Here is a 26,511-nt window from a genome sequence, read left to right as displayed (position 1 = left end):
AATTAAGAAAAAAAGCCAATAAAATTGGCTTTTGCGGATTACGAAGCAGAAACTTTCAATTTAGACTTAACCTCGCCATTTTGCAAAACCGCTTGTTGTGCGATCGGCATTTTTTTAAATTTCGTCAACTAATTTTGCTTTAACCTTTCTATAAATATCTAAAATTGGGCTGTTATTTATTGTTTCAGAAATATAATCGTTTAAATTAATTATGTCTTTCTCATTGGGGCGGACTAATTGAATTGCAAAATGAGCCCAAGAACCTTTTTGATTAAAAAAGTCGGTTTTAATGTATTCTTTTTCCTTATTATCAAATTCAATAGTTTGTATTCTTTCTTTTTGATTTAATAGCTCATTTTGAAGCTCAATTATGAAAAGTAACTCCCTTTTTTCTGTAAATAACTCTCCAAAGACTATAGTAATCATCAAATTGCCTTGATTTGGACATAGGTAGTACCTAAAATGTTCATTTCTACTTCCATATGGTTCTAATTTTTCATCAATATTTATTCGTGCCTTTTCTACTTCAGATATAACAAATGAAACAAAACTATTTTTTACTTCTGAAATTTGGTTAATTTCTTCTTGATTTCTATAGAAAAATTTTATGATGTCTGTATCCATAGGATTTGTTGTATTAATTACATTTTGATAAAAGTCCTTGAGAAATATTATATACTTTTCATTAGCCGTTGAAAAGTAGTTGGATAAATTAGAAACGACCTTTTGTAGTAGTTCCAAATGTGTTATTCCGATAAAATTTGTATTGATTAGTTTAATTTTAGGTACTTTATGAAGAGATAGAATGACACCTATTTTATTTGTTTGGGAAATTGAATTCCAATAGTCTTCTAAATCATTATTTAAATGATGATAAACTTTGTTTTCTATAATAATTGCTTCATTATTATTTGACAAAAGAATATCAATTCTCCCATTATTGTTAGTTCCAACTTCAGTTTCAATATCGAAAGATGATTTTAGACTGAAATTTAAATCAATATTCTCGTTAATGAGTTCAAGCAGACTGTTTATGAATAAATCATTTAGGTTATGTTCTTCAATCGTATTGAAAAAGAAAGCATAAATATTAGACCAAACATTTTCAAAATGTGGTTGTTTCGAAATCCCCAAAAAAGTGAGAGGTTTCTTTTTTACGATTGGTATTTGATGTTCTTTTAAGAAGTTTTCAAGTATAGAAAGATTATAATTCATTCTCTGTTGATATTATTCCGAATGTTGAGTTATGCTGTCGCACAACGGGAAACGCATTGGCGAAGTGGCGGCTAAATTGGACGAAAAGTTCAATTTAGACGGAACGTAGCCGATGTGTTTTCACAGAAGCTAACTTACGGAAAAAAGCTGAATGTGAAACACATTCGGCGGCAAAGAAAGCACAAAAGTTGAGTTTAGCACTTAACCCGCCATTTTGCCAATGCGATGTTGTGTGCAGTTTTTATCGCTCCGTATTCTTCCAGTGCATTTTAAACTCTTTTTCTCCAGTAGGTTTATCAATTGTTTCCGCTACAACCTTAAATCCTTTTGCTTTATAAAAATTTACACTTTTTTGGTTTTTCTGATAAACATTTAAAGTTAGTTCAGTACGTAATTCTTTAGCATAATTCAAAAGCAAGCTTCCAGTTCCTTTGCCTTGCTGTTCTTTATCCACAAAAATGGAGGCAATATGATTCTCAATGAGAGCCACAAAGCCCAAAATGTAACCTTCTTTTTCGGCAAGATAAACTTCCGAATTTGGCAGATATTGCTCTTCCATTAATGACTTATTATCAGTCCAATACTTTTCGGGGATAAAATCGTGAGCAATAATTGACATTTTGAGCCAAATTTCCGCTAACTTTTTTATGTCCTTGTGTGTTGCTTTTCTTATCATAGTTATTTTTTCAAAACGAAAATATCACTTTCCTTTCTTTTAAAATTGAGACTTTCGTACAGATGAATTGCCGCATTTCTATGATCTTCGGTAAATAACAGCACTTCGGTAAAATACTCTTCATCGGCAATTGCCAGAAGTTTTTCAATTAATTTCCGTCCGATGCCCATTCCACGGTAATTCTCACTCACTACCACATCTTCTATCCAGCCTTTTTTTCCTGAAATCACACTATAATTTGCCATTGAGGCAATGCCCACAACTTTATCTGCTATAAAGCAAGCTATTAGCACTATCTGATTGTTTTGATGTAAAATTTCATCGAAATTCAGTGGTCTTTTATTCGGGCTGAGCTGTTTGAAAAGGGCATAGATTTGATTCTGAATGATTAGATTTTTGCCTGTTTCCTTATCTAATATTTTTATTTCCATTACTTCGTTTCATTTAAATGTATAACGGCATTTTGCTGATAATCTTCTGTCAGATTTAATGTTTTCCCCAATTTTTGAGAAGCGTTTACAAAAGCGATAAATGTACATAATTCCGAAATTTCCTTGTCGGAAAAATATTTGCGGAGCATCATAAAATGGGCTTCGGATATAGAATGATGGTCTTTGCAAAACAATTCTGCGAAAGCTACTGCTATTGAAGTTTTCATTTGCGATACGTCAAAATCGGGCTTTCCTCCCTTTACCATACAGTATTCACAACCGTTTTCAAAAGCCATTGCCCTGCGAATTTGTTCCAGCAGATTATTGTCCAGCGATGTGTCGTTCCATACAGTTTCTTCCAGTGCATTCCACTTTTTAAGGATTTCAGGATTATGCCCAATCAGTTTTTGAAATGCGGTATTTCCGTTTAAGGAGAATTTAATTCTTGTCATTGCTTCAGATATTTATAATTTCAAAATTCGACATTTTAACTGCACTTCAAAAATTGATTTAATGATTATTTTAACTAATTTTGGTGGATTTAATTTTATAAATACATTTATACGATGAAAATAATTTTAGACGAATATGATTATAAGATCCTTCAAATCCTAACCGAAAATGCTCGGCTGAGTTATGCTGAAATTGGAAGAAAAATTTCTCTCTCACAATCTGCCACAAAAGAACGGGTTATAAATTTAGTGGATAATGGCGTGATAAAAGGGTTTGACGTGGCAATAGACCACACAAAGTTAGGGTATGGATTGAAAGTACTCATTAGTATGAAATTCAAAAATGATGAGTTCAAGCAGTTTACCGCCAATCTGCATCAATTCCACGAGATTCTTTCCTGCAAAAGAATAACAGGCGAATATTGCCTGATGATGGAATGCGTATTGAAAGATAGTTCACATCTTGAAAATCTTATTGACAGGCTTATTCCGTATGGAATTCCCACGACTGCGGTACAGCTTTCTGAAGTAAGTGTGAGTAAAGTTCTGAGGTGATTTTATATCAAAATTTCATATAAGAAGTATCGCTTAATCTTTTGATGATGCGTTTGCCTGTATGGGTTTGATGTAAAAAAGAAACACCACCGCTTACTCCATATAAATCAATGGTGTTGAGCATTTCCACATTCAAACCCAGCCACATTACATTAAAAACGCTTAACGAGTCTCCGTGTGAAACGATGATGATATTTTCCTCGTCATTGTTCGAAATTTCCTCATAAAATGGATACAACCGTTGCCAGACATCATACCTCGATTCTGCGTCGCTAAAACATTTGTCGTAAATGGTTTTCTCTTCTTTTTCGATATTTTCTTTGAGCCATTGCACCGATTTTCCGATAGCTTTTCCAAGACTTCTTTCTTTCAAAGCATCTGTAAATTTCGGAGTTGCGTTTAGTTTATTTCCAATGATTTCTGACGTTTGTTTTGTTCTTTTAAGTGTTGATGAATAGATGAAAAATTCCTTGCCCTGAATTTCGGGTATTAAATTGCGGGCAATCTTTTCTGCTTCGTGAATTCCTTTCTCTGATAGTTCCCAATCTGTCCACGAACCAATCATTCCATTTGTATGATGGACTGATTCGGGGTGTTGAATTGTAATTATGTTTTTCTTTAAAGTCATTTATTTCAGGACGATACATTTTGTAAAATTGCACACAACGGGAAACGCATTGGCGAAGGAGCGGAAAAGGAAGCTAGAAGTTTCGGTTTTGCACGAACGTAGCCAATGATGTGAGCCGTTGGCTAAATTAAGTAAAAAAAGCCAATACTCACAGCATTGGCGGTATAAAATGTATAGACGTTCAACGTAGCCGTTACTCCGCTCTTTTGCCAAACTGCTTGTTATACGAAATTATAATGTTGAAATTCCTAAATGCTTTCAAATGCCTATTAAATAAGGATTTATGATTTTTACAAATGCATATTAAAGCACAAAAAAGCAAGTAAATACTTGTTTTGTTGTACTAAATGTTGTACTAAATGTTGTACCTTAGAATCACGATGCATCGCTTTGAAACAATTGATTTACATATGGTTTCATTGTTTTGCACCCGATTCAAAAAGTAGTACAACAATTCTAAATCCCGAAACTTATGGCTTCAATCAAATTAGTACTTCGTACACAGCAGGAAGACGGAACAGGTCAAAGTCCTATCCATATCCGTTTGATAAAAGACCGAAAAGCAAAGTTTGTCACTACTGGAGTTAAGGCAAAGGCAAGTGAATGGGATGATGAAAAACAACGTCTGAAAAAGAATTATCCGAACAGTGCCAGGATGAATGCTTTCTTAACTCAGAAAGTAGCTGATGTACAGGCTCAGGTTGCCGATGTGGAGCGTACTCGTAAATCTGTTTCTGCACGAAAACTAAAAGAAGCCATCAAAGGAAAAGAAGATCCTAACTTCTTTAATTATTGCGACAGACGTTTAGAGAAAATCAAATCTATTGTTTCTTATCGTACTGCGGATATTTACAACATCTACATCAAGAAATTTGAAAAGTTTATTGGTCACAGGGATTTTTACTTTTCGGATATCAATACTACACTAGTGGGCGATTATGCCAATTACTGTAAAAAGACCCTGAAGAACGGAAACACTACTACGCATATGTCTTTGAAAATCCTTCGGATATTCTATAACGATGCAATGAAAGAAGAGCTGATACCTTATGCCGTTTCTCCGTTTGAGAAAGTCAAAATTCCAAAAAGCAATGTAGAACGTCAGTACCTCAACAAGCAACAATTGGAAGATTTAGAAAACCTGGTTTTAAGCCAGAAGCCTCACGCTGTCGTTTATAGGGATATGTTTTTGTTCAGCGTGTATGCAGGTGGTTTGCGAATTAGTGATGTGCTGTTACTACAATGGAAAAGCTATAATGAAGAAACGAAAAAAATTACCAAAGTCATTCAGAAAACACAGAAACAACATACTTTCAAGATAGGAACAAAAGCCGTTGAAATCATCAATAAGTATAAACCAAAGAACTCAAATCCTGATGCTTTTATATTCCCGGTATTAGAAAACCCTGAGAGAATATTTGGCGATGAACAATTCAAGAGTTTAAAGCTTCGGGGTAAAATCCGTTTGGGTGATGTACATCTGGACAAAATGGGAGAAGAAATCAAATTGCCTTTCAAACTTCATTTTCATTTGAGCCGTCATACTTTTGCTACTAATGCTTTAAACAATGGTATGCGTATCGAGTATGTTTCCAAGTTACTTGACCATTCCTCTATCCGACAAACACAGGTATATGCTAAGATCGTGAGTAAAGAGTTAGATAATGCGGTAGATAATTTTATTTTTTAAAAAATAAAATTTAGACAGATTTGTCTATCTATTAATATTTCATTTATCTTTGCTGATGCAAAAGGATGCAAAATGAAAAATATAGATGCAAAGAGTTTTTTACCTAATCTGGCATTTGTTTGTCTAGGGTTAATCTGGGGAAGTAATTTTCTCTATATGAAATTGGCAACGCAGTATATAAATCCGATACAAGTTGTTTTTCTACGTGTTGTACTAGCAGTGTTTCCAATCATACTATTCGGATTTGTAAAAGGATCATTTAAAAAAGAGCACCTAAAATATTGGTATCATTTTATAATAATGTCCTTACTGGCAGCTGTCGTTTACTACTATTGCTTTGTAGTAGGATCGCATTTATTATACTCAGGTATTGCCGGTGCATTAAGTGGTTCATCTCCTTTATTTTCTTTTGTATTAGCTGCGATATTTCTAAATGAAGAGAAAGTAAGTCTTAGGAAAATTATCGGATTAATACTTGGCTTTTTAGGAGTAATAATTCTGGCAAAACCTTTTGATGCAAGCATTACGGATACTACTTGGCAAGGGATTTTGTATATGATAATAGGATCGATAAGTCTAGGAGCATCATTTATTTATGCAAAAAAAATTGTTAGTCCATTAAAGATTTCGGGTTTGGCATTGACAGCTTATCAACTTATAGGTGCTACAGCCATTCTATGCCTTATAACGCCCTACGATGGTATTACTAATATTTTCAATAATACAGAAGCAACACTAGGACTCGTTGTAGGACTTAGCTTGTTAGGTACAGGTTTAGCATTTCTTATCTATTATTTTATCATCGATAAATTAGGAGCTGTAAAGGCAGCTTCCGTAACCTATATTCCTCCTATTGTAGCTTTAATCATAGGAGCTTTTATTGGAGGAGAGCCTATCATTTTTTCAGATATTATGGGGGCTTTAATTATTCTTTTGGGTGTATATATATTAAAAAAATAAAGCATGAAATCATCAAACAATGTAAGAGAAAACATTCTGAGTACAGCAGCTGATTTGTTTTACAAACAAGGTTATAACTCTACAGGAATCAATCAAATTATTGATGAAGCAGATATTGCAAGAGGTTCACTGTATAATCATTTCAAATCAAAAAACGAATTGTTCTATGCTTACTTAGAAGAAACCAATGAGCGTTGGTTTGAGCAATTATACAGTTACATTAAAAAAATAAAACATCCTAAAGATAGAATTTTAGGCTTGTTTGATTTTCGAATTAAAAGACAGACACAGAGCAGTTTCGGAGGATGTCCTTTTATTAAAGCCAATGCTGAAGTACCTCAAGATGACAAGAAAGCATTTGAAATCATTGATAAAAATAAAATGAAATTCAGGGATTACATTTTGGAACTGCTAAATGATATCACGCTTCAAAATGACCTGTTTACAAAAGAAGAATTGGCAGATACCATTTATATGCTAGCTGAGGGAGCTACTGTTACAGCAAGTTTTCAGAAAAGCAAAGAAATGATTGGTAGAGCTAAAGATATTGTTGACAGACTAATCTGATTTTAAACAGCAATACAGATCAACTCTCTCTAAGATATATAACAACTAATAGAAATTTAAAAATGACTTATAATTTCAAAAATTACTACTCAGTAGGGGCACATCCCAACATTCTAAAAAGCCTAGTAGATACTAATCTTATTCCGCAATTGGGATATGGAGATGATGACTACTCCATAGAAGCAAAAGATTTGCTGAAAGAAAAAATTAAAAATCCTAAAGCTGAAATTTTCTTTCTGTCCGGAGGTACACAAACTAATCTGATTGCTATATCTTTCTTCTAAGGGTTCACGAAGCGGTAATAAGTGCAAAGACAGGACATAAAGTTATTACGTATCCGCCCTATGAAGTACGTGTTTGATTACTGAATAATATTTTTAAAGTTCTGGGAATACAGAAATATATTATTTAAAATATACCAAAAGGTATATTATTTATATATTTGCACTAGATTACATTACTTTAATATCTAGAAACCATGTCAAAGGCAGAAAGAACAAGGGAATTTATAATTCAGAAATCGGCACCTTTATTTAATATGAAAGGTTACGAAAACACGTCCTTGTCCGATATACAGCAAGTTACTAAGTTGACAAAAGGAGCTATTTATGGTAATTTTTCAGACAAAAATGAATTAGCGGCTGCCTCTTTCGAGTATAGTTGTTCTCAAATTACAGAACGAATAAAGGCGATATTAGCTAACTCATCAACTGCAACAGAAGGTTTGATTGCTTATGGAAATTACTATGTTGAAAAATGGGAAACTGTTTTCAATAAAGGTGGCTGCCCTATGCTTAATGCTGCGGTTGAAGCCGATGATAGTTTAGATTATTTAAGAGAAAATGTTCGCAGAAGTGTAAAACGATTTATTGATTTACTTACCTCAACTATTGAAAAAGGGAAATCTGCAAATGAGTTTTCAAAAGATGTAAATGCCGAAGAATATGCTACTCTAATTTTTAGCATTGTGGAAGGCAATATATTGTTAGCAAAAACAATGAATGATCCCAAATATTTTCAGCTTGCAGTAAACAGAATAAAAAAAATTGCTGAAACTGAATTGAAGGTATAAAATTTTTTTTGACCAATAATATACCAAACGGTATAATTTAATATAATTAAGTATGAAAGAAGTATTCATAGTATCGGCTAAAAGAACTCCTATAGGTGGTTTATTAGGAAGCTTGTCCGAATATTCAGCAACTCAATTGGGTGCTATAACAATTCAAAATACTTACGAAAGTATTTCTCTAAATCCTGAATGGATTGATAGTGTATATATGGGAAATGTGTTGAGTGCCGGCATTGGTCAATCACCTGCAAGACAATCTTCAATATTTTCAAAAATTCCCAACACTAAAGATGCCACAACTATCAATAAAGTATGCTCATCTGGGATGAAAGCAACAATTTTGGGCGCACAACAAATCCAAATTGGCGTTGACGAAATAGTGGTTACAGGAGGTATGGAAAGTATGAGTAATGTTCCGCATTATGCATATTTACGCAAAGGGACAAAACTTGGAGATTTGAACTTCACTGATGGTATGATTAAAGATGGACTGTGGGATGTTTACAACGATTTTCATATGGGAAGTGCAGCAGAATTAGGAGTTAAGAAATATGGACTCACGCGTGAACAATTAGATAATTACGCATTACAGTCTTATAAAAAAGCACAAGAAGCTACTGAACAAGGTAAATTCAAATCTGAAATTGTCCCAATACAGATTAGAAAAAATGCAGAAAATATAATTGTGGACAAGGATGAAGATATTTACAAACTTGTTCCTGAAAAAGTTTCCTTATTAAAACCTGCATTTGAAACTAACGGAAACTTAACCGCAGCTAATTCAAGTAATTTAAATGATGGTGCAGCAGTTCTGTTACTCGCATCCAAAGAAGCTGTTAATAAATATAACCTTAAGCCTTTAGCAAAAATTGTTTCATACGCCGATGCAGCCCAAGCACCGGAATGGTTCACAACATCTCCCAGTTTAGCAATTTCAAAAGCTTTGAAACAAGCGAATTTGTCGCTAACTGACGTAGATTTTTTCGAAATAAATGAGGCTTATGCATCCGTTATCCTTTCTAATCAACAAATTTTAGATTTTGATTTAAATAAAGTTAATGTGTATGGAGGTGCAGTTGCATTAGGACATCCTATTGGGGCAAGTGGAGCAAGGATTATTGTAACACTCTTAAATGTATTACAACAAGAAAAAGGCAAATATGGCGTCGCAGCTATCTGTAATGGTGGTGGTGGATCATCTGCTATCGTCATAGAGAATATGAATTTTAATTAAAGACAGATATGAATACAGACAGAAAGCGAGCTTATGAATGGGAAAATCCTTTAGAAACCGTTGAAATTGCAAAAGAAATTTCAGGATTAGAGCTCTTAAATAGAATATTAAACGGAGAACTTCCAGCACCACCTATTGCAAAAACTTTAGATTTTCATCCTTCAAAAGTTGAAGAAGGAAAAGTTTTGTTTGAATTTACACCTTACGAATTCCATTATAATCCGATAGGAAGTGTGCATGGCGGGGTAATTTCTACCGTATTAGATACTGCGATGGGCTGTGCTGTTCACTCTGTTCTACCACGAAATGTTGCATATACCACTTTAGAATTAAAAGTAAATTTTATCAAATCTGTTAACCTTAAAAGTGGAAAAATGTACGCTGAAGGTCGGTTAATTCATTTGGGAAGAACTACTGCATTAGTAGAAGCTGACCTTCGAAATGAAAATGGGACTTTATATGCACATGCCGTATCAACTTGCATGATATTAAATAACAAGTAAATATAGAATTATGAAGAATACAAAGACAATTTGCTTTTTATTAAGCCTTAGTGTTTCCTTATTAAGCATCGGATTTACAAACAATTTAAACGCTCAAACAAAAACGACTGTGAAACAAATCGAATACGAAACAAAAACCATCAAAGTAAATGACGATGATTTTGCATATAGAATAGTAGAAAACAACAGTAACACAAATATTCCGATTATTTTATTGAACCATACACGTGGAAATCTTGATAATTGGGATCCTGCTTTAATTAATAAATTAGCATCAGAACGCACTGTAATCATCTTTAATAATAGAGGTGTCGCAAGTTCCAGTGGACAAACCCCTGAAAGTTTTGCACAAATGGCAGAAGATGCTTTTCAATTCATAAAAGCACTTAAATATGAAAAAGTTGATATACTTGGTTTTTCAATAGGTGGTTGTGTTGCTCAAGAATTATTAATGCAACACCAAGATATTGTTCGAAAAGCAGTCATTGCCGGATCTGCACCTTTGGGAGCTAGAAGTATTAATAAACGTGATCCAGAAATTGCAGCTTTGGTTCAAAGAGCCTCATCCTTAGGATTGAAAGAATTTCAAGCACTCTTTTTTAATGCTTCTGATAACAGCCGTAAGTTGGGCGAAGATTTTTGGAATCGCAAAGCCGAGAGTAAATATCCTAAAGATTTTGAAGTTGGAACTGAATCAGCTAAAGCACAAGCTATCGCACGTGAAAATTGGGGAAATGGCGAGTTAATCGTTTCTGATTATAAAAAGATAACCACTCCAATCTTAGTTACGGGAGGAAAAACAGACGTCCAAATGCCTGTCCAAAATTCGATGGAATTATTTAATCTATTACCAAACGCCCAGCTTATTTTATATCCTGATGCAGGACACGGTTTCCTTTTTCAATATTATGACCTTTTTGGTGGAGATGTAAATAGATTTTTGAACTCAAAATAATTATTTTAAATGGAACAGCATTCAAACAAGTGGTTGCAACACTTTATTTTACTGGTCGGTCCATTGCTTACAGTGATCGATATTTTCATCGTGAATATTGCTGTTCCATCTATACAGCAAGACCTCTCTGCAACCGATGCCCAAATGGAAATGATTATCGTTTTTTATCTTTTGGGATATGCTTCTTTTCAGGTATTGGGTAGCCGATCAGGTGATATATACGGACGTAAGAAGATATTCCTGTGGGGAATGTTCTTCTTTGTTGTCACTTCTTGTATATGTGGTTTTGCGAACAGCGCAACAACAATTATTATTGCTCGATTTTTTCAGGGAATCAGTGGTGCATTTATGCAATCACAAGCTCTTGCATATTTACAGGAACTATTTCCGGAAACAAAAGAAAGAACCAAAGCCGTTGGATATCTCGGTATTACATTAGGAATCGCCTCGTTGATTGGACAGTTTTTAGGAGGATATCTTTCAGAATTAGATACATTTATTTCTGGTTGGCGATTCATCTTTTTTATTAATCTTCCAATTGGAATTGCTGCACTAATTGCAGCGAAAAAACATCTACAGAATACCAAATTAAATGCTGAAGAAAAATTAGATTTTTCCGGTGTTGTTATGTTTACACTGGCTCTTGGATCTTTCATCTATCCGTTAACGGAAGGTCGAGAGTTAGGATATCCACTTTGGAGTTTTGTCATGCTTTTTTCTTCATTGGCACTATTTATCTACTTTATAGTAGATCAAAAGAAAAAATTGAAACTAGGCAGATATCCATTAATGGACGTACGCTTGTTTAAGATAATGGATTATAATTTGGGGTTGGTTCTTGTTACATTTTACTTTATGATGCATACCTCATATTACCTATTGTCTACGATTTATTTGCAAAATGGTTTGCATTTGACACCATTTGAGACTGGGAAATATTTTGTTGCCTCAGGGGTTTTATTCATGGCAGCTTCATTTCTTTCGGTTAGGCTTGTCAATAAATATGGGAAAAAACCGATACAATTGAGCGCTGTACTAATGATTTTCGTTTATGTGTTACAGCTATATTACTTTAATCAACAGCCAAGTGATTTAATTCTGTTAACTATAATTCCGCTACAAGGATTCTGCGGTGGTTTAATTTTGCCAAGCCTCATAAACTTGACATTAAAGAATGTTCCACCTCAGTTTATTGGTATCGCATCAGGTACTTATAATACGATTCAACAGGTCGCTTCCTCAATGGGAATTTGCTTTATTGCAGGATTATTCTTTAATATAGTTCAATCAACTCAGGATTATGTTTCTGCATTTCATTATAGCTTATATGCAGGCATTGCGTGTCTTATAGTAACCTTTATTGTTTTGTATTTTATTCAGGATATAAAACGTCACAAAACTTCAAAGGATGGCTAAGGTTTTAACAACTTACCTGGATAAAGGAAATTTTCCTTATAAGGAAGCATTGGTCTTGCAACAAAGTATCAGACAGGATATTGTCGAGCGTAAAATGCAAAAAATTGATACTTCGAAAAGCAATGTATTAATTTTATGCGAACACGATCCAATATTAACCTTTGGAAGTTCGGCCAAAGAAAGTGATTTACTGATTCCAAGAGATAAACTGTCAGATGTAGGTTTATCTTATACTAATATAAAACGCGGTGGATCAATAACATTTCATGGAACTGGGCAAATAGTAGGCTATCCTGTGCTAGACCTTGAAAACTTTAAAACCGATGTTAGATGGTATATACGGAGTTTGGCAGAGGTAATAATTCACACTTTAAAAGAATATGGAATTGACGGCTATTACGATGTCGATTTTCCCGGAATATGGATCAATGATTACACCACTGGAGTCAAAAAGAAAATCTGTGCATTTGGTGTTCATTTATCTCGCTGGGTGACCAATCATGGTTTTGCTTTTAACATAAACAACTCCCTTGATTATTATCAATATTTTGTGCCTTGTGGGATTAATGAACCTAACCGAACAGTCACTACTCTATAGAGTAGCAAATGGGAAGAACAGTAGATATAGAGGAAATCAAGAAAATACTTTTGTCAAATTTTTCGATAGTATTTTCCACAGAACTAGTAAAATAACAAACGTATGAAAAGAATAGTAATTACGGGGCTTGGAGCATTAACGCCCCTTGGAAATAACGTTGATGATTTTTGGAAATCACTTATAAATGGAGTTAGCGGAACTAATCTCATTACCAAATTTGACACTTCGAAATTCAAAACAAGGTTTGCTTGTGAACTCAAGGGTTTTGACCCATTAAATCACATTGAAAAAGCAGAAGCAAGAAAGTACGACTTATTTACACAGTATGCTTTAGTTTCTGTAGAAGAAGCCGTAAACAATGCCAATATCAATTTTGAAACATTGAACAAGAATCGTATCGGTGTTATTTGGGGATCGGGAAATGGTGGCATTGGCACTTTCCAACAACAGGTGATGGAGTTTGCAACAGGTGACGGCACACCTCGTTTTAATCCATTTTTTATACCGAAAATGATCGTTGATATTGCTTCAGGTGTCATTTCTATAAAGTATGGTTTAAGGGGAATAAATTTCACAACTGTTTCGGCTTGCGCAACTTCTAATACTGCAATTATCGATGCTTTTAACTACATCCGTTGGGGAAAAGCCGATATGATGATTACAGGTGGTTCTGAAGCTCCAATTAACGAAAGTAGTATTGGAGGTTTTAATGCTTCAAGAGCATTGTCTACTTTAAATGATAATCCACAAATCGCATCTCGTCCGTTTGATATAAACAGAGATGGTTTTGTAATGGGAGAAGGCGCAGGTGCTATTATATTAGAAGAATATGAACACGCAATAAAACGTAATGCTCCAATCATTGCAGAAATTGTTGGTGGCGGTATGGCTGCGGATGCATATCATCTTACAGGAACACATCCTGAAGGTGAAGGTGCGTATTTAGGTATGTTAGCCGCTTTAGAAGATGCTAATATTTCTGCTGATGATATCGATTATCTGAATACACACGCTACCTCAACACCTCAAGGAGATTTAAGCGAGTTAAAAGCGGTAGAACGAGTTTTTGGAACGAAAAACAAACTAAACATTAGCGCAACTAAATCAATGACGGGACACTTATTAGGCGCAGCTGGAGCAATCGAAGCAATTGCCTGCATTTTGTCTGTGAAAGAGGATATCGTTCCGCCAACAATTAATTCAGTAGATATTGAACCGGAATTTAAAGATGTTTTTAACCTTACGTTGAATACTGCACAAAAAAGACGTGTAAACTACTCAATGAGCAACACCTTTGGATTTGGTGGACATATTGCGACTACTATTTTTAAAAAATACGAATAAATTTTTATGCCCCATAATCATCAAATAAAGCATGTTGTTCAATTCCCTGAACAAACGGCTGTTCTACAAGAACAGTCCGAAAATGCTTTATTTGATATTTTGATTGAAGACATCACAGATAACATTGCTTACTGTCAAAAATTGATAAGTAAAATCTTTAAATTACCTTATGCAAAACTACCTGATTTTTTTTCACACCATTGTGATTTTATTGAAGACCCAATAAAATGGCTCAACAAATTCGAGAAGCTAATTTCAGAAAACGAAGAAATCTTTGTAAATGCTACAATGCGTGGCCGAATGATGAAATGCTACACCATTATCGAGCGTAAAAGAAAAGAATTAGAACTAATTCGTAATCGACATATAAAACGAAAACCACCGATGCAGTACATTAATGCCGAATGTGAGGAACGATATTTTTCATTCAGAGAAGTAAAAAGTAAAGTAAACGGTATGGAAGATTACACCGAAAAGATAATGTTTTTGACCAATGAGAAGTTCGATTACGAACAGGCAAGTATAGATTTCATCAATCCTAAATTACCCGATTATTCAGACCAATGTCAAAAGGAGATAGACCAGATACAGCATTTAATTCGTTTAACCGATGAATTTTCTAAGCAACAAATGAGAAAAAATGCGGAGGGCATTCCGTTCAATAAACTAAAAATCAACTGCAACATCAATCGGCTCGTTGATATATTTTACCAGTTACACAGAGAGTTATTTGTAAACGGTAAACCCATTCTGGATGGCAATATCAATGATTTTGTTGCAGTAATCGTAAACTCTTTCGTAGATAAAAACGGACAGGAATTAAGTCCCGAAACTATCAAAACCGTTATCACACCTTCTAAATCCGATAAACGCCCCAAACCGCATAAGCGGATAGATATTGATAAATTACTGTAAATAAATTTTATCCCGAAAGGCCATTTCGGGATTTTTTGACTTTGTACCGTTGCAGTCCTTTGCTTTCATAATCTTAAAAATTAAAAAAAATGGAAGCAGTAATTTTAAGCAAAGACCAATACACCGAATTGGTAGCAAGATTGGACGAAATCGCAACACGTCTTAATGCAAAGAACGAACCAAAAAAGGACACCTTTTTAGACAATCAGGAGTTTTTACAACTGATGAAAATTAGTAAGCGTACAGCCCAAACGTGGCGGGACGAGGGACGTATTTCATTCTCACAAGTCGGCAATAAAATTTACTACAAATTGTCAGACGTTGAAAAACTGTTGCAGGAACATTACAATAAATCATTTGCTAAAAAATAGCATTGATAAAGGTTTCTCAACAATAAAAAACGTTTGATTATGGTAGTAAGTATATTTAAAAACTTCAATGAAGTGGTAGAAAATGCCAAAATAGTTGAAGTATTGAACGACATCAAAACAGGTAAGTACATCAATGAATAAAGCTCCATTTATTACAATGCTCTCTAAAAGCCTTAGTTTGATGTAACCTTCGTTTATAATAACCTGATCTTCTTTGATACTTACTTTTATACTGTTTTTGTGAGTTTGCGCTTTACGCTCCCCTTCAGCGGTATAAAAGGTTTGATTCAAGTGAGGATTAACAGGAAAGAAATCCTGTAAATTCATCGGTTTTACAAGTGAGGATACAATTTCTTTGCTTGTTTTATCTATCACAGTTATAGACTGTTTCTTACTTGGGATTGTTTTGACACTTGTAGTTTGATTTACTGGTACTGATACATTTGAAGTTTGACCACCTGGTAAATACTTAGCTGCCATCTGAAAAGACTTTTCCATAAGCTCTAATTGATTGCCCATGGTAAGAACAGTTGGAGTATCTTTTTGTTCTAATTGCTTTTCTAACTCTTCGATGGATATCCTAATGAAATCCGGACAATTAGTTAAGCAGCTTTATTAATATTTATTATTTGATCAAACTCATTGATTGTCTGGTAGTTTAAGTAGGAGTGTCTACGTTTTTTATTGTACCAGAGTTCTATATATTCAAAGACTTTAGCCTCCATTTGCTTTGTATTTTGTTGTAAATTTCCATAAATCATCTCCACTTTTAGGGATTTAAAGAAGCTTTCCGCTACGGCGTTATCCCAACAATTAGCCTTCCTACTCATGCTTCTAACAACATTAAAGGACTCTAAATAGTTAGCATATTTGTAGTTAGCATATTGTACTCCTTGGTCAGAATGGAAAATTAATCCGTCTTCAAAAGATCTGTTCTTTTTAGCCATTTTAAAGGCTGCTAAAGTGGTGTTGTCCGTTGACATATCTTTACTCAGACTCCATCCAATCACCTTTCTATCGAATAAATCTATTATTGTAGTTAGATAAATAAACCCTTCTTTTACAGCGATATAAGTAATGTCGGATACCCAAGCTTTCCCTGGTTTGGTTTGTGTAAATTCTCTATCTAAGATATTATCAACTACTAAATAATTGTGGTCAGAATCTGTGGTAATTCTATATCGTCGAGCTACTTTACTACGTAATCCTAACTCTTTCATGTACTTAGCTACTGTTGGCTTAGACACTTTATAACCTCGTGCGTTCAGTTCTATTGTAAGTCGAGGACTACCATAACGCTGTTTAAACTCGAAGTAAACTTCTGTAATAACTCGTTTTAGATCTGCTTTGGCTTGTTTGCTTTTATTAACAGGAGACCGTTTCCAATGATAATAACCACTTCTACTTACCTCTAAAACCTTACACATAATCCCAATCGGAAATTCATGTTCATGATTAAATATGAACAGGTAAATCATTTGCCGGTCTTTGAGAAAATGCCGATTGCTTTTTTTAATATTTCATGTTCTAATTCAACAGCTGCTAACTTCTTTTCTAACTCTTTTATTCTTTCTTGTTCTGGTGTAAGCTTTTGTTTACCATTGCCTGGAAAACTACCATCTCCAAACTCTTGAGCCTCTTTACACCATTTATATAACAAGGTGGCTCGAATTCCAAGTTCACGAGCTAATTCTGATTTGTTTGTTCTTTCCTTAGCCAGTTCAACGGCTTGCTTCTTAAAAGCTGAGTCGTAAGTCTTTCTAATTCTTTTCATAAGTCAAAGATAAGTTTTTATGCTTAACTCTTTGTCCAGACTAAGTTAGCAAGTCCAATTTGAGATTATCCAAAAAAAGCGGTTATGTGTATGCAGTAAAAGAATTGACTTGGGAAGAAGTGGACAACCAAAACAGAGAAAAAGAGCCACCACCCGAACCACCCAAACCGCCAGAGCAAACAGGCTTACCGTTCTGAATTTCTAAAAGTTGCAAAATGCACCTTTTTTCATTCGTTGGAATGGATAAGTAAGATAACCTTTTTTCGGCAAAAAGATTTTTCATTTTTTATCTGCGATAAAAAACGAGCCAAAACAAAACTATTGAGTGCAAACAGAAACCTGCGGTTTACTGTTTTGCACCAATACAGCCCGATAAATCAGTTTTTTTATTCCTGCGGAATAAAAAAATATTCTTTTGCTGAATTTTAGTTATCCTACTTATCCCTTTATTTTGCTTTGAATTGCATTACTATAATAACAGTATGAAATGAACAAAAAATGTTCATTTAAAAACGCTTCGCATTTTTAATTTCATTCGGTGCATTCTGCACCTCATTACATTTGTTTAGGTGGATAAGTAAGATAACCTTTTTCGGGCAAAAAGATTTTTTATTTTTTATCTGCGATAAAAAACAAGCCAAAACCAACCTAAATAACGCAAACAGAAACCTGCGGTTTACTGTTTTGCGTTCAATAATCCCGATAAATCGGTTTTTATATTTCTGCGAAATACAAAAAAATCTTTTTGGCAAAAGTTACTTATCCTACTTATCCTATTAATTGAACGTAAAGCGAAGCAACTTTATTTATAACTTGTATTTTTACTGCTTTAATAATGCTAAAAATCAAAGCCTAAAAATAACGCTTGTTGATATTTAGAAATTGAATGTCAGATACAGTTGAAACTTTATAACCTTCGTCTTTTCCGACTGTTTTTGGTGTTGTATGTTTTAATAATTCAGGAGTTAACTTTCCAGTAATATTTCTCATTGACGGGCGTGGTTTAAATATTGCCTATAACGTTTCGGGGCTTGGCGTCAGTGGCGGAAATTGAAGCGAAAAGTTTCAATTTAGCGACACGGTAGGCAAAAGCCAATTCATTGAATAAATTTAAGAAAAAAGTCAATGTAATTGGCTTTTTGCGACATAGAAAGCCGAAACTTTCAATTAATCACTTAACCCGCCATTGCGCCAAACCCATGTTAGGTGCAGTACTATTTTTTTACTTTTTGTGTAATTTCATCTCCGAAAACATTTTCAATGATTTTAGATTCTGGTAAACACTTCCAATCATCAAAGTCTATTTTTAAATTTTTATTCTTTTTAATTTCGAATTGATTTTCTTTTTTAACTAAGAAATCAAAATTCACATCGTTACTAATAATTTGAATTAATTTAAAAGTGGTTTTAAGTATTGAAGTAGCAATTTCTTGATCAACTGCTTTTCCTTCATGTACTAATTTATTTCGAGCTTTTCGAGCTTCGCTTAAATTCTTTAATATGTCTTCAGTCAATATTTTAGATTGAAAGAGAATTTCTTGTTTTATGCTTGCAGTCCAAGTTCTACTATCATCTTTCATTGATTTTTTTCTGTTAGGAATGTCTTCAAATGGATGAAATATTGCATTTGATAAGAACTTATAATGCCATAAATAATCTATAATTTGCTCAACAGTAATCCATAAGTTAGATAATACTAAATCCCAATTTTTATATCTAAATTCTGTTATTCCACGAAGTAGAAATTTTGGTGTAAGATTAGGTATTTTTTGAAGTATTAAATTACCACTTATTAGTTTTTCTTTTAATTCTTTGACTCTAACAATTCTAGGATTTGATAATTGAATAGTATCCATATTACTAGCTACTAACATTCTAATTTTTGAATGTGTTTGAGAAATCGAACTTTCACCTAAGTTAGTTGGCCAAATAGCCCATTTCTCATGCAAATTTCCGGTTACTATATCTTTATGGTCAATACCTTCGATATTAAACCCTGCAAAAAGAAGTTTTACAAACAAATCACAAAAAAAATTAAGTGCAGATTCTTTAGAAGGAAAATTTTCATTTCTGGGAATTGCGATTGCTCCATCGTAGCAAATTAGTGCAGGTAGCTCACAATTTGGGATATCAATCTTAGTAACAATTCTTATTAAATTTCCACTACTGTAAGATACATTATTTATTTCTTCTAATTTAACTTCCCAAGGATTTTCGTCGTCAGGAACAACAAAAGTAAAAGGATGAAGAAAAGCAACCCAACAAGGATTTTTAATAATATTTTCTAACTCTGTTTCTGTCATTGGATCTGGTTTGGAAGTATTGCACCTAACGGGCCGCGTATTGGCGATAGTGGCGGATTAGAAAGCCAAAACTTTCAATCTTGCACTAAGCTAAGCAACAGCCTTTTATTATTTTCTAAATTTATGAAAAAAGGAAATATAAAAGGCTGTTGCGACAAAAAAAGGGGAAACATTCAATTTCTCCCTTAAACCGCCATTTCGCCAATACGATGTTACCTGCAGTACTTTTATTCATATTTTATTGCAATTACTTCAGCAATTCTTCTGATTAAATATAAGTATGGAATAAGTTGATGGCTATTATTTTCAGTTGGTAAAATGACTTTATTTTCACGACTTTCTCTTATATGTACTAATACATTTCTAATTTTATCAATACGATCTACAATATTTTTAAGTATGTCTTTAGAAGGATTTTCTGCTTCTTCTTCATTTTTGATTAAAGAGGATAAAACAAAACCACCATCAAAATTTATATCTTTTGAAAAATAGCTAGCATTAGATTTTATTTCAATTTTAATATTGTCATATTCACAGTAATCTAAAATCAATTTCTCAAGTTTTTGTTTATCATCATTGCTTTTGAAATAATTTTTAAATTCCTCTATAATTTGTCGACTGTAATGTGAAGAGTTACTTAAAACATCCGGGTTTTTGACAACATTATTTAATTTTCTTTTTAACTCTTCATTTAAATGATAATATGAGCAATACTCCAAAATTTGATAATAGAAAATATATTTCAATCTAATGTTTGTAGTATCGGTTGCAACATGTAATAAATCTAATATAACAGGTTCAATTTTTCTGGCACTTATAATTTCAGGAAAATTTTGTGAATCTGTATGACATGGTAATGAAAAATCTTCTTTTTCTTCAGAAGGATTAAATACAATAATATGAGGAGATTTTCTATCGAAATATTTCATATAGAAATTAAGATGTTTTGCTAATTTCTTAAAATCATAATTAATTTTAGAAAAATCACCTTTTATGAAAAAGTTAATAGGCTCTTTATCTTCAAAAAACTTCTTTAATCCATCACTTTGATTATTTTTATAAAAATCGTAGAAAACTCGAAGGTTTCTGTAATTAGTGTCACTTGCAATGTCATTTGCTCTGAAACCAGATGCAAACAATTTTACAGAATCACTTGGTTCATTGAAAAAAGCTTCGAATTCATTTCCTTCAAAATGAAATTTAAAATTTCTTTTAATAATATCTTCATCTTTAGATAACACTGTAAAAATAAACTCTAGAAGATTTTTGTCTTTGTGGTATATTCCAGAGAACTCATTTAATATTTGTGTGTGTTCTATAGAATTAAAATCTTGGTTGTTTGAATATCTGCAGATAAAAGTTTCATCATTCCATAAATTTTCAAGATTGATATTATCTGTTTCTTCTTTAATAACGATTTCCTTATTTATCGTCTTAAATTGCTGTAGAGATTTATCCATAAAGTTATATTAGTATTGCAGGTAACATTGTTTTTTCACGAAACAAAACACAGTGTAGTTTCGTAAAACAACACCTATGTGCGTATTTCGTTAAATTTGCTACTAATATAATTAGTTTTTTGTAAATTAGATAATTAGTGAGTTGTTTTTTGTGGATAGCGAAATAAAATAAGTTAAATTATTTTTATTTAAGTATGGATAGCGAAACAATATTAAAAACCTTACACGACCGATTGCAACTGCAACGATATGCCAATAATGCCAATAATACCATTAAGTCGTATTGTGGTTATGCACAATTATTTTTAGAGTATATGAATAAATATCATACACTCAATGAAATACCTCTTGCAGAGATTGAAGCTTTTATTAATGAAAAAGTACTTAAAGACAACATTAGCGCATCTTATCAAAGCTCTTTAGTAGGAGCAATTAAGAAAGTTTATGAGTTAGTTAATAATCAACAGATAGAGTTAAACTATTTATATCCTAAACGAAAATCAACTCAATTACCTACTTTTTTTTCTCAAGAAGAGGTGAGGAAGCTATTAAGTGCTACCGACAATCTAAAACATAAAGCAATTCTTACCACTATTTACAGTTGTGGATTGCGCTTAAGCGAATTAATAAATCTTCAACTAACCGATGTAAAATCAGACAGTGATTTACTTTTAATACAACAAAGCAAAGGAAATAAAGACAGGTTGGTGGCTTTGCCTGATAAGCTATTAATTTTACTGAGGGAATATTATATTGCATACAAACCAAAAGTGTTTTTATTTGAATGCGCTAATAATACAAAATATAGCGAAAGAAGTGTTCAGTTAGTTTTAAAAAAGCCAATGAAAAAAGCCAATACTACAACCAAAGGCAGTGTGCATACTTTACGGCACTCATACGCTACACATTTAATAAAAAGTGGAATAGATATTCGGGTTGTGCAAGAATTATTAGGCCATAGTGATATTAGAACAACTATGATTTACACTCACATTACAGATGTTGATAAAAAATCAACTCCAAGCCCTTTAGATTTTTTGTAAAATAAAACACCCAATTTCACATTTTTGGGTGTAAAATTGGGTGTTTATGCTTTAACTGATTTAGTATCAGTGTTTATTGCGGAGAAAGAGGGATTCGAACCCCCGGACCTGTTACAGTCAACAGTTTTCAAGACTGCCGCAATCGACCACTCTGCCATTTCTCCAGTAGTCTGCTTTACTTCTGTATTGCGAGTGCAAATATAGCGCATTTACTGACTTTGACAAACAATAATGCAATAATTTTTACTCTTTTTATCACGTAAAAACGTAAGTATTTTAGAACAAAACAATTACATCCTAAAAAAAATAGCACTTCTTTATGCTAAGAAGTGCTATTTGATATGAATCATATACTATACTACGCGTATACTCTCTTTTTAGCTGTTGCCCATAAGTAAACCCCTGCAAGGATAAAGGGAATACTCAACCATTGTCCTGTTGATAATAAACCTAAAGTAGATTCAAATCCACCTTGGCTCTCCTTCACAAATTCTACAACGAAGCGAACCATCCAAAGCAACACCAAGAATACCCCAAAGATGTATCCTCCGTATTTGCGAACGTCCGTTTTCCAGTACATAAAATACAGAATCAAGAATACAATAACATATCCAAATGCTTCATATAGCTGTGTGGGATGCTTTGGTAAAACCGCGGCTAAAGCCTCCGCAAACTGGGGGTTATGTTGAATCGCCTCATAAGCGGCATTGTGGTTATTTATTCCCGTAATTTCCATCGCTTGACGTGGACTATAGGTATCGCGAATAAAGCGAATTCCCATTGCATTTGTCGTTTCGTGTCCAACAATCTCTGAATTGAAAAAGTTTCCTAAACGCACAAAAATCCCTCCTAACGTTACAGGGATAACTACGCGGTCTAAAATCCATAGAATTGGCTTATGAATCACATTTTTGCTGTAGAAATACATCGTTAAGATAATTCCTATTGCAGCACCATGACTCGCTAAACCGCTAAATCCAACAATTTCAAATTTGGGTGAAAAGCGAACAGGTAAGATAATCTCAAGTAAATGATCTTTAAAATAATCCCAATCATAGAAAAATACGTGTCCTAAACGCGCCCCTATCAAAGTGGCCAACACGGTATATATGAATAGCTTATCCAATTTATCCACACTTAATCCTTCGCGGTCGTATATTTTTTTCATTACGAACCAACCTAAACCAAATGCCACTACAAACATCAAGCTGTAGTAACGCAATTGCATAAAACCTAAATCAAAACCTTCCGAAGGATTCCAAATCATACTATTCGAATTTGTTATATTAGTACTGCGGCATTCCGCCTTTGTCAATACGTAAAAATAGAAAAATTATTTAACAATCAAGGGTAAAAAAACATTAAGGTACCGGATCATATCCTTTCCCGCCCCAAGGACCACAACTGGCAATTCGCTTCATCGCCAACCATCCCCCTTTAAATAGGCCGTGTTTCTTCAAGGCATCAATTGTATAATGCGAGCACGTGGGCGTATAGCGACAAGTAGGTGGAAAAAACGGTGAAATCCCCCCTTGGTAAAAGCGCACCAATAAAATAAAAGGTGCAATGAGTATCTTTCGCAACATAAGCAATGAGAATAAGAAAAAAAAGCTATAGAATCACTCCTATAGCTTTTATGAGGTTATAAAGAAAAGGATGTACCTTCTTTGCCATCTTTTAATTGAATATCTAGCTTCGCTAATTCATCGCGAATGTGATCCGACATCGCGAAATCTTTATTCGCTCTGGCTTCATTGCGCATTTGAATTAACATGCTTACAACGCCTTCTAACTTATCGTTATTAGCTGCCATGATGTTTGTTGATTCTAATCCCAACACATCAAATACAAACGCGTGTAACAGCGAAATAAACAAGGCTAAATCTTCTGCACTAATTTGCTCTTTTCCTTCTTTGATTACGTTGACTAAACGCACCCCTTCAAAAAGATGAGCAATTAAAATCGGACTATTGAAGTCGTCGTTCATTGCGTCATAACACTGTTGTCTCCATCCTTGAATATCTACCGTAGATTGAGCAGAAACAGGCAATTCACTGCTGTGTTTTACCGCTTCCATCAAGCGATTGAATCCACGTTCAGAAGCTAAGATAGCCTCATCAGAGAAGTCCAATACACTTCGATAGTGTGCTTGTAACATAAAGAAACGAACAACTGCAGGAGCAAATGCTTTACTCAAAATAGCGTTTTCTCCAGAGAACAACTCATTTGGTAAAATATTGTTTCCTGTAGATTTTGCCATTTTCTTGCCGTTTAACGTCAACATATTAGCATGCATCCAAACATTTACAGGTGTATTACCTGTGCATGCTTCATTTTGAGCAATTTCACACTCATGGTGAGGGAATTTTAAATCCATTCCTCCCCCGTGAATATCGAAGTGATTCCCCAAATATTTGGTACTCATTGCTGTACACTCTAAGTGCCAACCTGGGAATCCATCTCCCCATGGAGAAGGCCAACGCATGATATGTTCAGACTCTGCATTTTTCCAAAGCGCAAAATCCAATGGATTGCGTTTATCCGATTGACCATCTAAATCTCGTGTATTCGAGAGTAGATCCTCAATCTTGCGTCCACTTAAAATACCGTAGTGGTGTTCTTTGTTGTATTTCTCTACATCAAAATAAACAGATCCATTTACTTCATAAGCAAAACCATTGTCAATAATTCCTTGAATAATAGCAATTTGCTCAATGATATGTCCTGTTGCTGTAGGTTCAATACTCGGCGGTAAGTTGTTGAATTGTTTCAGGATATTGTGGAAATTCACCGTGTATTTCTGTACGATTTCCATCGGTTCAATTTGCTCAATACGCGCGCGTTTTGCAATTTTATCCTCTCCTTCATCCGCATCGTCAACCATATGCCCCACATCCGTAATATTACGCACATAACGCACTTGATATCCTAAATGTTTCAAATAGCGGAATACCAAGTCAAAAGAGATAAAAGTTCTACAGTTTCCCAAATGCACATAGTTGTAAACCGTTGGTCCACAAACGTACATTCCGACTTTTCCATTGTGAATCGGTACGAAAACTTCCTTTTCTCCCGAAAGAGAGTTGTAAACTTTTAATTGTTGCTCTTGATATAATGCCATAGTTCTGATTTAATAAGGGATACTAGAATGTAGTATCTAATTTAATATAATCTAAGAATTCTTTTCTTACACTTTCTTCTTTAAAACGTCCACCGAACTCAGCCGTAACTGTACTACTTTCGATGTCTTTAATTCCGCGAGAATTTACACATAAATGCTTTGCATCCATAACACAAGCAACATCTTCTGTATTCAATACGCGTTTTAATTCATTTACGATTTGAATCGTCAAACGCTCTTGTACTTGTGGTCTCTTTGCATAAAAATCCACAATACGATTCATTTTAGATAAACCAACCACCGTACCATTTGAAATATACGCTACGTGTGCACGTCCAACGATTGGCAATAAATGGTGCTCACAAGTAGAATAAACCACAATGTTTTTTTCTACTAGCATTTCGTTGTACTTGTACTTATTATCAAACGTAGAAGAACTTGGTTTTTTTGCTGGATTTAACCCACCAAAAATTTCTTTCACAAACATTTTTGCTACACGATTTGGCGTTCCTTTTAAACTGTCATCAGTTAAATCTAACCCTAGTGTATTTAAAATATTTTCAACGTCTTTTTTAATTAACTCTATCTTTTCTTCGTCTGTGCGATCAAACGCATCACTTCTTAATGGAGTCGCATCGCTAGAAGCAATGTGGTTATCTCCCATATCGTCATGAAATTTTTCGTCTAAACTCATTATCTAGATTTTAATACGGTTTTAGTTTTAAAATAAACGCAAATATAAGTAATAAAACTAACATTTTAGTAGGTAAAATACTTTAATTAATACTGCAACCCGCTCATTAAATCCTTGAAAAAACAACGCATGTATACGTGCAATGGGTCAAACTGAGACGATGAGGCGATGAGGCGATGAGACGATGAGGCGAGGAACAAACCTCACAAAAAACAAACCTCACAAAATACAAACGTTGAGTAACAGATGCGATGCTTCCTCCGTCAGCAGGACATACGGAGCAGATTGACTAATTGGAATAACTAGGTGCAGTAACAAATAGCGTATTTCCTTTAATCGATAAATCTTACGACTTCACAAAGAGCAAAAAACAAACCTCACAAAAAGCAAACGTTGAGTAACAGATGCGATGCTTCCTGCGTCAGCATGACATACGGAGCAGATTGACTAATTGGAATAAGTAGGCGCAGTAATAAATAGCGTATTTCCTTTAATCGATAAATCTTACGACTTCACAAAAAGCAAAAAAACAAA

Annotated in this window: 29 protein-coding genes, 1 tRNA gene and 1 pseudogene; 15 read left to right on the top strand and 16 right to left on the bottom strand. The window is 33.9% G+C overall.

Annotated features, from left to right (window positions below; all coding sequences use genetic code 11):
* Positions 1–114 precede the first annotated feature (114 nt).
* The 4 genes from AWV75_RS05745 to AWV75_RS05730 all read right to left on the bottom strand — a co-directional run bounded on the left by AWV75_RS05745 (position 115) and on the right by AWV75_RS05730 (position 2,774).
* Positions 115–1,215, bottom strand: a complete 1,101-nt coding sequence (locus tag AWV75_RS05745) for a PD-(D/E)XK nuclease family protein (RefSeq protein ID WP_060873469.1) — start codon at positions 1,213–1,215, stop codon at positions 115–117.
* 241 nt (positions 1,216–1,456) lie between these two features.
* Entirely contained in the window at positions 1,457–1,891 is a 435-nt protein-coding gene (locus tag AWV75_RS05740) for an N-acetyltransferase (protein WP_060873468.1), read from the bottom strand.
* A gap of 2 nt (positions 1,892–1,893) precedes the next feature.
* Positions 1,894–2,322 carry a GNAT family N-acetyltransferase gene (locus AWV75_RS05735; RefSeq protein WP_060873467.1) on the bottom strand — a complete coding sequence of 143 codons (429 nt, stop codon included), beginning with the start codon at positions 2,320–2,322 and terminating at the stop codon, positions 1,894–1,896.
* Positions 2,322–2,774: a carboxymuconolactone decarboxylase family protein gene (locus AWV75_RS05730; RefSeq protein WP_060873466.1), complete on the bottom strand. Its 453-nt coding sequence runs from the start codon at positions 2,772–2,774 to the stop codon at positions 2,322–2,324. Before AWV75_RS05730 ends, AWV75_RS05735 begins: the two co-directional genes overlap by 1 nt.
* Positions 2,775–2,888: 114 nt before the next feature.
* On the opposite strand from AWV75_RS05730, the gene AWV75_RS05725 reads away from it, so the two are divergent.
* Positions 2,889–3,329, top strand: a complete 441-nt coding sequence (locus tag AWV75_RS05725) for an Lrp/AsnC family transcriptional regulator (RefSeq protein WP_060873465.1) — start codon at positions 2,889–2,891, stop codon at positions 3,327–3,329.
* A 7-nt stretch (positions 3,330–3,336) separates the two neighbouring features.
* Here AWV75_RS05725 and AWV75_RS05720 read toward each other — a convergent pair whose 3' ends face one another.
* Positions 3,337–3,957, bottom strand: a complete 621-nt coding sequence (locus AWV75_RS05720; protein WP_060873464.1) for a histidine phosphatase family protein — start codon at positions 3,955–3,957, stop codon at positions 3,337–3,339.
* Between the two features lie 472 nt (positions 3,958–4,429).
* On the opposite strand from AWV75_RS05720, the gene AWV75_RS05715 reads away from it, so the two are divergent.
* The 13 genes from AWV75_RS05715 to AWV75_RS05655 all read left to right on the top strand — a co-directional run bounded on the left by AWV75_RS05715 (position 4,430) and on the right by AWV75_RS05655 (position 15,582).
* Positions 4,430–5,647 (top strand): site-specific integrase, encoded by a 1,218-nt coding sequence (locus AWV75_RS05715; RefSeq protein WP_060873463.1) that lies wholly within the window; start codon positions 4,430–4,432, stop codon positions 5,645–5,647.
* A gap of 72 nt (positions 5,648–5,719) precedes the next feature.
* On the top strand, positions 5,720–6,607 hold the full coding sequence (locus AWV75_RS05710) for a DMT family transporter (protein WP_013634528.1): 888 nt from the start codon (positions 5,720–5,722) through the stop codon (positions 6,605–6,607).
* 3 nt (positions 6,608–6,610) lie between these two features.
* Positions 6,611–7,174: a TetR/AcrR family transcriptional regulator gene (locus tag AWV75_RS05705; protein ID WP_013634527.1), complete on the top strand. Its 564-nt coding sequence runs from the start codon at positions 6,611–6,613 to the stop codon at positions 7,172–7,174.
* A gap of 62 nt (positions 7,175–7,236) precedes the next feature.
* On the top strand, positions 7,237–7,458 hold the full coding sequence (locus tag AWV75_RS05700) for a hypothetical protein (protein ID WP_060873462.1): 222 nt from the start codon (positions 7,237–7,239) through the stop codon (positions 7,456–7,458).
* A 194-nt stretch (positions 7,459–7,652) separates the two neighbouring features.
* Complete coding sequence (locus AWV75_RS05695; RefSeq protein WP_060873461.1) at positions 7,653–8,246, top strand: TetR/AcrR family transcriptional regulator; 594 nt, start codon at positions 7,653–7,655, stop codon at positions 8,244–8,246.
* A gap of 52 nt (positions 8,247–8,298) precedes the next feature.
* A complete protein-coding gene (locus tag AWV75_RS05690) occupies positions 8,299–9,480 on the top strand; it encodes an acetyl-CoA C-acyltransferase (protein ID WP_060873460.1) in 1,182 nt (393 codons plus the stop codon).
* Between the two features lie 8 nt (positions 9,481–9,488).
* The gene (locus AWV75_RS05685; protein WP_060873459.1) at positions 9,489–9,983 is read left to right on the top strand and encodes a PaaI family thioesterase; all 495 of its coding nucleotides are present in this window, start codon (positions 9,489–9,491) and stop codon (positions 9,981–9,983) included.
* Positions 9,984–9,993: 10 nt separating this feature from the next.
* Positions 9,994–10,938: an alpha/beta fold hydrolase gene (locus tag AWV75_RS05680; RefSeq protein ID WP_060873458.1), complete on the top strand. Its 945-nt coding sequence runs from the start codon at positions 9,994–9,996 to the stop codon at positions 10,936–10,938.
* Positions 10,939–10,947: 9 nt separating this feature from the next.
* Complete coding sequence (locus AWV75_RS05675; RefSeq protein WP_060873457.1) at positions 10,948–12,354, top strand: MFS transporter; 1,407 nt, start codon at positions 10,948–10,950, stop codon at positions 12,352–12,354.
* On the top strand, positions 12,347–12,952 hold the full coding sequence (gene lipB / locus AWV75_RS05670; RefSeq protein WP_060873456.1) for a lipoyl(octanoyl) transferase LipB: 606 nt from the start codon (positions 12,347–12,349) through the stop codon (positions 12,950–12,952). Before AWV75_RS05675 ends, lipB begins: the two co-directional genes overlap by 8 nt.
* A gap of 102 nt (positions 12,953–13,054) precedes the next feature.
* The gene (gene fabF / locus AWV75_RS05665) at positions 13,055–14,296 is read left to right on the top strand and encodes a beta-ketoacyl-ACP synthase II (protein ID WP_060873455.1); all 1,242 of its coding nucleotides are present in this window, start codon (positions 13,055–13,057) and stop codon (positions 14,294–14,296) included.
* A gap of 6 nt (positions 14,297–14,302) precedes the next feature.
* The gene (locus AWV75_RS05660; RefSeq protein ID WP_060873454.1) at positions 14,303–15,211 is read left to right on the top strand and encodes a hypothetical protein; all 909 of its coding nucleotides are present in this window, start codon (positions 14,303–14,305) and stop codon (positions 15,209–15,211) included.
* Between the two features lie 89 nt (positions 15,212–15,300).
* The gene (locus AWV75_RS05655) at positions 15,301–15,582 is read left to right on the top strand and encodes a helix-turn-helix domain-containing protein (RefSeq protein ID WP_060873453.1); all 282 of its coding nucleotides are present in this window, start codon (positions 15,301–15,303) and stop codon (positions 15,580–15,582) included.
* Positions 15,583–15,702: 120 nt separating this feature from the next.
* Here AWV75_RS05655 and AWV75_RS05650 read toward each other — a convergent pair.
* From AWV75_RS05650 to AWV75_RS05630, 6 genes and pseudogenes are all read right to left on the bottom strand, one after another.
* A pseudogene (locus AWV75_RS05650) lies at positions 15,703–16,158 on the bottom strand (conjugative transposon protein TraM); the annotation flags it as partial.
* Positions 16,159–16,184: 26 nt separating this feature from the next.
* Positions 16,185–17,060: an IS3 family transposase gene (locus tag AWV75_RS05645; RefSeq protein ID WP_060873452.1), complete on the bottom strand. Its 876-nt coding sequence runs from the start codon at positions 17,058–17,060 to the stop codon at positions 16,185–16,187.
* Positions 17,057–17,356: a transposase gene (locus AWV75_RS19110; protein WP_060873451.1), complete on the bottom strand. Its 300-nt coding sequence runs from the start codon at positions 17,354–17,356 to the stop codon at positions 17,057–17,059. Before AWV75_RS19110 ends, AWV75_RS05645 begins: the two co-directional genes overlap by 4 nt.
* Before the next feature lie 82 nt (positions 17,357–17,438).
* Entirely contained in the window at positions 17,439–17,639 is a 201-nt protein-coding gene (locus AWV75_RS18685; protein ID WP_156424173.1) for a hypothetical protein, read from the bottom strand.
* 931 nt (positions 17,640–18,570) lie between these two features.
* Positions 18,571–19,659, bottom strand: coding sequence for a hypothetical protein (locus AWV75_RS05635; protein ID WP_060873450.1), 1,089 nt, complete (start codon positions 19,657–19,659; stop codon positions 18,571–18,573).
* A gap of 227 nt (positions 19,660–19,886) precedes the next feature.
* Positions 19,887–21,119 (bottom strand): hypothetical protein, encoded by a 1,233-nt coding sequence (locus tag AWV75_RS05630; RefSeq protein ID WP_060873449.1) that lies wholly within the window; start codon positions 21,117–21,119, stop codon positions 19,887–19,889.
* Between the two features lie 194 nt (positions 21,120–21,313).
* Here AWV75_RS05630 and AWV75_RS05625 point away from each other — a divergent pair, with 194 nt between their 5' ends.
* Entirely contained in the window at positions 21,314–22,162 is an 849-nt protein-coding gene (locus AWV75_RS05625; RefSeq protein WP_060873448.1) for a tyrosine-type recombinase/integrase, read from the top strand.
* A 79-nt stretch (positions 22,163–22,241) separates the two neighbouring features.
* Here the strand turns inward: AWV75_RS05625 and AWV75_RS05620 are convergent.
* The 5 genes from AWV75_RS05620 to folE form a co-directional block, all read right to left on the bottom strand.
* A tRNA-Ser gene (locus AWV75_RS05620) sits at positions 22,242–22,326 on the bottom strand.
* 194 nt (positions 22,327–22,520) lie between these two features.
* A complete protein-coding gene (gene lgt, locus AWV75_RS05615) occupies positions 22,521–23,429 on the bottom strand; it encodes a prolipoprotein diacylglyceryl transferase (protein WP_060873447.1) in 909 nt (302 codons plus the stop codon).
* A 94-nt stretch (positions 23,430–23,523) separates the two neighbouring features.
* The gene (gene yidD / locus AWV75_RS05610; protein ID WP_060873446.1) at positions 23,524–23,748 is read right to left on the bottom strand and encodes a membrane protein insertion efficiency factor YidD; all 225 of its coding nucleotides are present in this window, start codon (positions 23,746–23,748) and stop codon (positions 23,524–23,526) included.
* 56 nt (positions 23,749–23,804) lie between these two features.
* Positions 23,805–25,283 carry a cysteine--tRNA ligase gene (gene cysS / locus AWV75_RS05605; RefSeq protein WP_060873445.1) on the bottom strand — a complete coding sequence of 493 codons (1,479 nt, stop codon included), beginning with the start codon at positions 25,281–25,283 and terminating at the stop codon, positions 23,805–23,807.
* A 22-nt stretch (positions 25,284–25,305) separates the two neighbouring features.
* Positions 25,306–25,977 (bottom strand): GTP cyclohydrolase I FolE, encoded by a 672-nt coding sequence (gene folE, locus AWV75_RS05600; protein WP_060873444.1) that lies wholly within the window; start codon positions 25,975–25,977, stop codon positions 25,306–25,308.
* Positions 25,978–26,511 lie beyond the last annotated feature (534 nt).

Source organism: Myroides odoratus, from assembly GCF_001549985.1.
GTDB lineage: Bacteria > Bacteroidota > Bacteroidia > Flavobacteriales > Flavobacteriaceae > Flavobacterium > Flavobacterium odoratum_A.
This window is presented reverse-complemented; position numbering and strand designations above follow the sequence as displayed.

Excerpts from the sequence above, each read along its gene's own strand:
- AWV75_RS05685 (WP_060873459.1), top strand. The coding sequence starts at position 9,489 with ATGAATACAGACAGAAAGCGAGCTTATGAATGGGAAAATCCTTTAGAA.
- AWV75_RS05630 (WP_060873449.1), bottom strand. The coding sequence starts at position 21,119 with ATGGATAAATCTCTACAGCAATTTAAGACGATAAATAAGGAAATCGTT.
- AWV75_RS05745 (WP_060873469.1), bottom strand. The coding sequence starts at position 1,215 with ATGAATTATAATCTTTCTATACTTGAAAACTTCTTAAAAGAACATCAA.
- AWV75_RS05660 (WP_060873454.1), top strand. The coding sequence starts at position 14,303 with ATGCCCCATAATCATCAAATAAAGCATGTTGTTCAATTCCCTGAACAA.
- AWV75_RS05700 (WP_060873462.1), top strand. The coding sequence starts at position 7,237 with ATGACTTATAATTTCAAAAATTACTACTCAGTAGGGGCACATCCCAAC.
- AWV75_RS05735 (WP_060873467.1), bottom strand. The coding sequence starts at position 2,322 with ATGGAAATAAAAATATTAGATAAGGAAACAGGCAAAAATCTAATCATT.
- AWV75_RS05740 (WP_060873468.1), bottom strand. The coding sequence starts at position 1,891 with ATGATAAGAAAAGCAACACACAAGGACATAAAAAAGTTAGCGGAAATT.
- AWV75_RS18685 (WP_156424173.1), bottom strand. The coding sequence starts at position 17,639 with ATGAAAAATCTTTTTGCCGAAAAAAGGTTATCTTACTTATCCATTCCA.
- AWV75_RS05720 (WP_060873464.1), bottom strand. The coding sequence starts at position 3,957 with ATGACTTTAAAGAAAAACATAATTACAATTCAACACCCCGAATCAGTC.
- AWV75_RS05710 (WP_013634528.1), top strand. The coding sequence starts at position 5,720 with ATGAAAAATATAGATGCAAAGAGTTTTTTACCTAATCTGGCATTTGTT.
- AWV75_RS05730 (WP_060873466.1), bottom strand. The coding sequence starts at position 2,774 with ATGACAAGAATTAAATTCTCCTTAAACGGAAATACCGCATTTCAAAAA.
- AWV75_RS05625 (WP_060873448.1), top strand. The coding sequence starts at position 21,314 with ATGGATAGCGAAACAATATTAAAAACCTTACACGACCGATTGCAACTG.
- AWV75_RS05695 (WP_060873461.1), top strand. The coding sequence starts at position 7,653 with ATGTCAAAGGCAGAAAGAACAAGGGAATTTATAATTCAGAAATCGGCA.
- lgt (WP_060873447.1), bottom strand. The coding sequence starts at position 23,429 with ATGATTTGGAATCCTTCGGAAGGTTTTGATTTAGGTTTTATGCAATTG.
- AWV75_RS05690 (WP_060873460.1), top strand. The coding sequence starts at position 8,299 with ATGAAAGAAGTATTCATAGTATCGGCTAAAAGAACTCCTATAGGTGGT.
- AWV75_RS19110 (WP_060873451.1), bottom strand. The coding sequence starts at position 17,356 with ATGAAAAGAATTAGAAAGACTTACGACTCAGCTTTTAAGAAGCAAGCC.
- AWV75_RS05645 (WP_060873452.1), bottom strand. The coding sequence starts at position 17,060 with ATGATTTACCTGTTCATATTTAATCATGAACATGAATTTCCGATTGGG.
- lipB (WP_060873456.1), top strand. The coding sequence starts at position 12,347 with ATGGCTAAGGTTTTAACAACTTACCTGGATAAAGGAAATTTTCCTTAT.
- yidD (WP_060873446.1), bottom strand. The coding sequence starts at position 23,748 with ATGTTGCGAAAGATACTCATTGCACCTTTTATTTTATTGGTGCGCTTT.
- cysS (WP_060873445.1), bottom strand. The coding sequence starts at position 25,283 with ATGGCATTATATCAAGAGCAACAATTAAAAGTTTACAACTCTCTTTCG.
- AWV75_RS05725 (WP_060873465.1), top strand. The coding sequence starts at position 2,889 with ATGAAAATAATTTTAGACGAATATGATTATAAGATCCTTCAAATCCTA.
- folE (WP_060873444.1), bottom strand. The coding sequence starts at position 25,977 with ATGAGTTTAGACGAAAAATTTCATGACGATATGGGAGATAACCACATT.
- AWV75_RS05655 (WP_060873453.1), top strand. The coding sequence starts at position 15,301 with ATGGAAGCAGTAATTTTAAGCAAAGACCAATACACCGAATTGGTAGCA.
- fabF (WP_060873455.1), top strand. The coding sequence starts at position 13,055 with ATGAAAAGAATAGTAATTACGGGGCTTGGAGCATTAACGCCCCTTGGA.
- AWV75_RS05635 (WP_060873450.1), bottom strand. The coding sequence starts at position 19,659 with ATGACAGAAACAGAGTTAGAAAATATTATTAAAAATCCTTGTTGGGTT.
- AWV75_RS05705 (WP_013634527.1), top strand. The coding sequence starts at position 6,611 with ATGAAATCATCAAACAATGTAAGAGAAAACATTCTGAGTACAGCAGCT.
- AWV75_RS05715 (WP_060873463.1), top strand. The coding sequence starts at position 4,430 with ATGGCTTCAATCAAATTAGTACTTCGTACACAGCAGGAAGACGGAACA.
- AWV75_RS05680 (WP_060873458.1), top strand. The coding sequence starts at position 9,994 with ATGAAGAATACAAAGACAATTTGCTTTTTATTAAGCCTTAGTGTTTCC.
- AWV75_RS05675 (WP_060873457.1), top strand. The coding sequence starts at position 10,948 with ATGGAACAGCATTCAAACAAGTGGTTGCAACACTTTATTTTACTGGTC.